The sequence below is a fragment of the Rubrivirga sp. genome, assembly GCF_049648075.1.
Classification (GTDB): domain Bacteria; phylum Bacteroidota; class Rhodothermia; order Rhodothermales; family Rubricoccaceae; genus Rubrivirga.
Genome location: NZ_JBARYR010000746.1, coordinates 1 through 4,434 on the forward strand (window position 1 = coordinate 1; position 4,434 = coordinate 4,434).

General features: G+C 69.0%; 6 protein-coding genes and 1 pseudogene. 4 read left to right on the forward strand and 3 right to left on the reverse strand.

The features are described 5' to 3' along the window. The coding region (locus WBA11_RS19720; RefSeq protein ID WP_424522337.1) for a putative sugar nucleotidyl transferase at positions 1–576 on the reverse strand (576 nt) is incomplete at its 3' end. Between the two features lie 155 nt (positions 577–731). Here WBA11_RS19720 and WBA11_RS19725 point away from each other — a divergent pair. Genes WBA11_RS19725 through WBA11_RS19740 form a run of 4 tightly spaced genes read left to right on the forward strand, consistent with a single transcriptional unit; the run spans position 732 to position 2,932 of the window. Further along, positions 732–1,754 (forward strand): metal-dependent hydrolase, encoded by a 1,023-nt coding sequence (locus WBA11_RS19725; RefSeq protein ID WP_424522338.1) that lies wholly within the window; start codon positions 732–734, stop codon positions 1,752–1,754. A 58-nt stretch (positions 1,755–1,812) separates the two neighbouring features. Continuing rightward, positions 1,813–2,469: a fructose-6-phosphate aldolase gene (fsa, locus tag WBA11_RS19730; RefSeq protein WP_424522339.1), complete on the forward strand. Its 657-nt coding sequence runs from the start codon at positions 1,813–1,815 to the stop codon at positions 2,467–2,469. 57 nt (positions 2,470–2,526) lie between these two features. Further along, the gene (locus WBA11_RS19735) at positions 2,527–2,748 is read left to right on the forward strand and encodes a hypothetical protein (protein ID WP_424522340.1); all 222 of its coding nucleotides are present in this window, start codon (positions 2,527–2,529) and stop codon (positions 2,746–2,748) included. Beyond that, positions 2,699–2,932, forward strand: coding sequence for an NADPH-dependent FMN reductase (locus tag WBA11_RS19740; protein ID WP_424522341.1), 234 nt, complete (start codon positions 2,699–2,701; stop codon positions 2,930–2,932). Before WBA11_RS19735 ends, WBA11_RS19740 begins: the two co-directional genes overlap by 50 nt. Here WBA11_RS19740 and WBA11_RS19745 read toward each other — a convergent pair. Together WBA11_RS19745 and WBA11_RS19750 are read right to left on the reverse strand one after the other, a co-directional pair. Beyond that, positions 2,922–4,130 carry a tetratricopeptide repeat protein gene (locus WBA11_RS19745; protein WP_424522342.1) on the reverse strand — a complete coding sequence of 403 codons (1,209 nt, stop codon included), beginning with the start codon at positions 4,128–4,130 and terminating at the stop codon, positions 2,922–2,924. The genes WBA11_RS19740 and WBA11_RS19745 overlap by 11 nt on opposite strands. Next, positions 4,127–4,434 (reverse strand): annotated as a pseudogene (locus tag WBA11_RS19750) (cell division protein); the annotation flags it as partial. The pseudogene WBA11_RS19750 and the gene WBA11_RS19745, both read right to left, overlap by 4 nt.

The following is a 4,434-nucleotide window of genomic DNA, read 5'->3' on the forward strand; positions in this document are numbered from 1 at the left end:
GATCGTCGCTCCGTCCTCGATCTCGCCCTCGAGGACGCCGAGCGAGCCCATCGAGGTCAGGTCGTGCGTGATGCGGTTTTCTAGGTCCGAGATCAGGTCCCACAGCCGCTCGATCAGGATCGCGTCCCCCACGCGCTCCACGGGAATCCCGTCGAACGCCTCGGGGCCGAGCGCGTCGGCCTCGAGGACGTCTCGGCGAGGTGACGGATGCCACGCGGCGAGCAGGACATCGCCTTGGACAAACGCTCTCGCCTGGTCGTGGCGCGTCGCGGCTTTCACGGCCTCGAAGACGGCGCCCTCCCGCACCAGCCACCGCCCGTTGACGAACAGCGTCCCGTTGGCTGCGCCGGCCTGTCGGCTCTCGAGGTCGGCATTGACCGAAGCGTGCGAGTACTCGAGGCGGGTCACGCCCTCGAGGTCGGCTCTCGTGTGCAGGATGAGGTGATCGGCGGGGAGGAAAGAGGTCGCGTTCTCGAGCAGCGTCCGCGCGCCGACGCGCAGGTCGTAGGCAGCGCGCGTCAGCGTGAGAGGGGCGAGGTGGCCGACGCGGTCGTCCTCGAACAGGCAAAGGGTCATGGAGACGAGAGAGGGGGGACAGGGGAACGGAGCAAGGGGATAAGGTTCCGATCCGACGGCGACGCGCGTCCGGAGGCGAACAAGATGTCGATTCGTCGCCCTCGAGGGTGGATGGCGCACGCATCTTCCGACGCTCACCTCCCGCTCTCCGTCCGATGGACTCCCTCACCCAAGCCGTGCTCGGCGGAGCCGTGGGCCACGCCGTAGCCGGAAAGACGCTGGGGCGCCGAGCCGCGGCGTGGGGCGCCGTCGCGGGCACGCTGCCCGACCTCGACGTGCTGACGTACCCGTTTCTCGACACGGCGGGACAGCTCTTGATCCACCGGGGCGTCACGCACGGCTTGGCCTTCGGGCTCACCGTCGGTCCGATTCTGGGATGGCTCGGGTGGCGGTTTGCGAGATGGCGGACGGCCTCGAGGTCGGACCAATCCTCGAGGGCGGTACAGGCTGCGGCCTCGAGGGCGGCGCCGGACGCGTGGCGGGCCTGGGTCGCGCTGTGGACGCTGGCGCTCGTCACGCACCCCTTGCTGGACACGGTCACGATCTACGGGACGCAGCTCCTGGCGCCGTTCTCGAACGAGCCCTTCGCGCTCGGGAGCCTGTTCATCATCGACCCGATGTACACGGTCCCCCTCCTGGTCGGCCTGGTCGTGGGGTTGGTGCGGAAGCGACCTCGATGGGCGGTCGTCGGGCTCGCCTTGTCGACGGCGTACGTCGGGTGGAGCGTCTGGGCGCAGCAGACCGTCCTCGACCGGGCGACCGCGGCGCTGCCGACCTCCGAGCGGATCCTGGTGACGCCGATGCCCTTGCAGACGCTGGTCTGGCGCATCGAGGCCGAGCGCGACGGGCGGGTCACCTCGTACCGACACGCCATCTTGGATCCCGGATTCTTCCATGCCAGCGACGCCAGCGATCCCCTCGCCGAGTTCGCGCCCGACCTCGAGGACACGCGTGGCGTCGAGACGCTGCAGTGGTTCTCGCGCGGCTGGCTGGTCCGCCCTCGAGGTGCCGACTCCGACGTCGTCGCCGACGCGCGGTTCGGCCGCGTTCCCGGGGGGAACCACGTGTTCCGATGGGAGATCTCGCCCGACGGCTCGTTCGAGCAACTCCCGTTCGAGCTTTCCGAAGGCAGTCGCCTTTTCCGCGACTTGGCCGGCGACCTGGTCTCGCTTCGGTAACGGACCCACGCGACCTCGAGGTCGTATCACGACCACCCTCTCCACCCCATCCCACGCCATGAAGTTCTTCATCGACACCGCCGTCCTCGACGAGATCCAAGAGGCGGCAGACATCGGCGTCTTGGACGGCGTCACCACGAACCCGTCGCTCATGAAGAAGGTGGGCGTGAAGGACTTCCACGGCCACATCGCCAAGATCTGCGACATCGTCGACGGCCCGGTCTCGGCCGAGGTCACCGCCACCGACTACGACGGGATCGTGGCCGAAGGCCGCGAGGTGGCTCAGATCGCGGACAACGTCGTCGTCAAGGTGCCGCTCATCCTGGACGGCATCAAGGCGATTAAGACGTTCAGCGAGGAGGGCATCGACACGAACTGCACGCTGTGTTTCTCGCCGACCCAGGCGTTGATCGCGGCCAAGGCTGGGGCTACGTACATCAGTCCGTTCATCGGCCGGCTCGATGACATCTCGTCGAACGGGATGGAGCTGATCCGGTCCATCGTCCAGATCTACGACACGTACGGCTACGAGACCGAAGTCCTGGCCGCGTCCATCCGTCACCCGATGCACGTCGTCGAGTGCGCCGAGGCCGGCGCCGACGTCGGCACGATGCCGCTCGACGTGATCAAGAAGCTCCTCAAGCACCCGCTCACCGACAACGGTCTCGCCAAGTTCTTGGCCGACTGGGAGGAGCTCCAGAACAGCGGCGCCTAGCGGTCACCGTCCTCGCGATTTCCGGCGGCCTGCGCGAAGCGTCCTCCCCGCGCTCTCGTGCAGGCTGCCGCTTTGCTAGCCGACGGCCCCGAGGTCGAGATCTGGAACGGCCTCGGTTCGCTCCCGCTGTTCTCACCCGGCCTCGAGGTCGCGCCGTCGGTGCTCGACCTTCGAGGACGGGTCGCGGACGCGGACGCCGTCCTCATCATCGCACCGGAGTACGCCCAGCGTGCCGGGCGCGCTCAAGAACGCCTTAGATGGGCGGGTCTCGTCCGGTGAGTTGTACCGCAAGCCCGTCATGGCGCTGAGCGCCTCGCCGTCGGACCGAGGCGGCGACCGGGCGCTCGCCAGCCTGCGCCAGACGCTCGGCGCCCTCGACACGGTCGTCCTCGAGGACGGGCGGATCGTCGACCTCGAGGTCGAAGCGCGGATCCGCGCGGCGGTCCGAGCGCTCAGCGCGTGAACTTGCTTGCGATCCACGCCGCGCCGATCATGCCCAGGACGTAGCAGCCGCCGAACAGCCCCTCGTTCTCGCTCTCCATCGCGGTCGTCACGACGAGCCCGACGCCGAGAGCACCCAGGCCGACCGTCGCCAAGAGCGGGATGCGGCTGGTTTCCACGACCGTCATCTTGACGACGACCGAGATCGGGATCGACATCGTGAGCAGGACGCCGCCGGCGGTGATGGTAGCCGATTGGTCGAAGGCGATGCCCGCGACGATCGCGATCATTCCGAGCCCGAGGCACGCCGCGATCAAGGGGCCTCCGATCGTCTCCGCACGCGTCAGGACCCGCCGGCCGAACGGGTCTGAGAGGAGCGCCACGTTGTAGAGCGGCTGCCCGATCCAGCCCAGGAGCACGACGGCGAGGTAGAGCCCGAACAGAGGCCGCGACGCAACCGCGAGGACGACTCCGAGGGCGATGAGAGCCCGCCGCCAAAACGTCGAGAGACGGCCGAGCCAGTCGCCGATGCGCAAGAGCCCGCGGTACACCGCGTTCCGTGCTTTCATCGCATCGAGGACGCCGCGCCGCGCCGGCTCTTCGCCAGGCTCGAGGCGGAGGGCCTCGAGGAACGCGTCGACCGCTTCGCGCTCGCGGCCGGTGTCGAGCAGCGTCTTTCCGTAGATCGTGTGGATCCGCGCGTTGTCAGGGTCGAGGGCGAGAGCGGCCTCGATGAGTTCGGTCGCCTCTTGGTGCTGGCCCCGCTGGCGGAGGATCGACGCGCGCAGGCCCAGGGCGCCCGTGGACTCGGGGTCGAGCTCGAGCGCTCGACCGACCTCGACGAGCGCCCGGTCATACTCGCGTTGGCGATACAGCGTCGAGGCGAACTGGACGCGTGACGTAACGTCGGTGGGGTCGAGGCGTACGGCCTCTCGGGCCGCCTCGGCCGCCTCGTCGTAGCGGCCCAAGCCGAGCAGCACGTTGGACCGCGCGTAGTGGGCGTAGTAGTAGTCCGGCTCCACGCCGATGGCCTTGTAAGCCTCCTCGAGGGCGTCGTCCAAACGGTCTAAGGCGGCGAGCACGAGCGACAGCAGGCACCGCAGGTGCGCGTCGTCCGGCTCGAGGCCGATCGCTCGGCGGAGCTCGGGCTCGGCCAGGTCGGGCCGGCGGTTCTCGACCAAGCGGAGCGCCCGCTCGCGTACGTCTTGGTCCGGGGTCATCGGCCGAGGTAGGTCAGGACGTCGTCGTAGAGCCCGCCCTCGTTGGCGTAGAGCGCGTGGTTGCGGGCGGTCGCGAACCAGTCCGTCGTGGTCGGTTTGCGGCGCTTGGCGGCGGCCAGCAGATCGCGCGTCGTGATGGGCTTGGGCGTGCCGGTTTTCAACGCGTCGTCGAGCTTGGCGTCGATGGCGCGTTCCACGACGGCCCGAAGATCGGCGCCGGAGAACTCGGGCGTCGCGCGGGCGACGGCCTCGAAGTCGAGCCGGGCCGTCGGCTTGTCGCGGAGGAGCAAGGCCAGGATCTCGG